Genomic DNA, 670 nt, shown 5'->3' with positions numbered 1-670 from the left:
GGCAGCGCGGGCGGAGGTTGCGGAACTGCAACACTCGTGCAGGAAGCGGAGGCTCCGGTCCGATCGGTTCGCAGCGCCGTGTGCCCGGCGCCGACCGGTCGGAACGTCCGCGCAAAGAACGTTGCCGATCTGCGAAGGTTCTCTTCGACATGTTTCTTGTCGAATTTCGTCTTCCGGAGACCTGAAACTGGTCTTTCGAGCTGTCCGGCGTCGCATCGCTCGGCGATGGCTCGAGACGGCGATGCCAACGCGCGAGAACGTCCGTTGCTCGATATTTGGTACGGTGTTCTGCTTCGATGCGCGTCTTCGAAAAATCGATCTCGTCCATTGTCGTTGACAGTCGGCGGTGTCCAGCAAAGAATACAATCATTGTAGATCATCGATCATCGACGCGGGCCGGCAGTCGGTCGCGTCGCGCCACGACCGCTACCAGTGCGATCGACCAGACCCTCGGCCGGACGGGATCTCCGGCGTCGAGTAGGCGCGACGGCGTCGACACCCTTCGCGATCCGGCTCGCCGGACGCGAGACCGCCGCGGCGACGACCGCCACGGCGCAACCGCCCGCCCATGCATCGTCTCGGCGGGCTCTATCGGAGAGACTGAAGATGGCTGAATCGACCAGAAGCCTGTCGGGCCTGACCGAAGAGGAAGCGCTCGAGTTCCACGCCC

At 63.6% G+C, this 670-nt stretch carries 1 protein-coding gene; it reads right to left on the bottom strand.

Annotated features, from left to right (window positions below; translation table 11 throughout):
- A partial coding sequence (locus ABTU92_RS29320; RefSeq protein ID WP_408095075.1) for a hypothetical protein occupies positions 1-328 on the bottom strand: 328 nt, incomplete at its 3' end.
- Positions 329-670: the final 342 nt, after the last annotated feature.

Source organism: Rhodoplanes sp. SY1 (genome assembly GCF_046000175.1).
GTDB lineage: Bacteria > Pseudomonadota > Alphaproteobacteria > Rhizobiales > Xanthobacteraceae > Rhodoplanes.
This window is presented reverse-complemented; position numbering and strand designations above follow the sequence as displayed.